At 37.3% G+C, this 1,131-nt stretch carries 1 protein-coding gene and 3 pseudogenes; 1 reads left to right on the top strand and 3 read right to left on the bottom strand.

The genetic code is table 11. The features are described 5' to 3' along the window. From PX482_RS14850 to PX482_RS14840, 3 genes and pseudogenes are all read right to left on the bottom strand, one after another. Positions 1-194, bottom strand: a pseudogene (locus PX482_RS14850) (GUN4 domain-containing protein); the annotation flags it as partial. Between the two features lie 112 nt (positions 195-306). Then, positions 307-738: a hypothetical protein gene (locus PX482_RS14845; protein ID WP_002761472.1), complete on the bottom strand. Its 432-nt coding sequence runs from the start codon at positions 736-738 to the stop codon at positions 307-309. A 51-nt stretch (positions 739-789) separates the two neighbouring features. Beyond that, positions 790-996: pseudogene (locus PX482_RS14840) on the bottom strand (phospholipase effector Tle1 domain-containing protein); the annotation flags it as partial. Between the two features lie 45 nt (positions 997-1,041). Between PX482_RS14840 and PX482_RS14835 the strand changes: the two are divergent. After that, a pseudogene (locus PX482_RS14835) lies at positions 1,042-1,131 on the top strand (IS200/IS605 family transposase); the annotation flags it as partial.

The raw sequence follows: 1,131 nt of genomic DNA, 5'->3' as shown, positions 1-1,131 counted from the left end.
TCAATCAAGATTTCTTGTTGAGTAATTTTTTCTTTTCGTTTAATAATCTTACCAAAATAGTAATGGTAGCGAACTCCTTCTTGAATTAATTTCCGACGTTCTTTGATGATTTTCTGAAAGTTCTTTAAGTATCTATTTTTAAAAACAGGAAGTTGATAGCTTTGCTCATAAATGGCAATTTTTTTATAGGTCATCAGATGTGGACAGTTCCTATTTAGCATAGCTATCTTAGACCAAAAAATTCCTCAGTACTTAGCAATAATCATCCGCTACTCCCAGCTATTACAAGAGGGAGCAATACCTAAATTAAACATTTTCAACTTCAACAACAACTGGTTCATTTTTAATAATTGGTTCATTTTCAATAACAACTGTTTGAGGACTTTCAGGAGTTGGCTCAGTTACCGTTTCTGGCTGCTTTACTGTCTGTTCTTGATACTCGGTTAAGTGTTTTTTGGTTTTTAATTTCAGGTCATCAGTCAGAGGTAAAGTATCAATTTCAGCTAAAAGTGTTTCCAGGGATTCTTTTTTACTTCGCTCAGTGTAAAAAGAATTCAGAACCGCTTCAATTCCGTACTCGGCAATCGCATCTCCTAAGACGGTAACTAACCCCATCGCTCCAATACCCAGAAAAACTACAAAGGGTTGTCCGAGGGTCAGAATTAGCACGATGACGGCAATAATAGCCGAAGCTAAATAAGCACCTGCTACTTTTTTAATAATGTTATCGAGTTCCATAAAAATCACCTCAAATTTCTAGCGCAGGATTCATTTAATTTTAAAGCAAGGTTACTCTGTCTTTTGATCGCTGTCAAGTAAAGCTTGAAGAAAAGGTTCAAGACTTTTGGGACGATAATCGGAAAAAGCCTTTAATCGTTTTACCACACTGTGATGAACAGTGACAACTTTTGTATTGAAATATCGCGACTGCTCACCTCCCAAGGCCGACAATCCCTTAAGCGTATTATCGAACTTGATGGTCGGGTCTGGTTTAATCTCTTCGGGTCTAATTCCCCGCCGCTCGCGGCGTACAATAGAAAAATGAGTGAATACATCCATAAGAGCCATAATGTAAGTGTTTTGCTATATCATTTAGTGTTCCCAGCCAAATATCGTAAAGCCGTTTTCGAC

Origin of the sequence: Microcystis sp. M53602_WE12 (assembly GCF_030065455.1) — a bacterium.
Classification (GTDB): Bacteria; Cyanobacteriota; Cyanobacteriia; order Cyanobacteriales; family Microcystaceae; genus Microcystis; species Microcystis aeruginosa.
The sequence above is the reverse complement of the archived record's forward strand: the minus strand, read 5'-3'. Positions and strand labels throughout refer to the sequence as shown.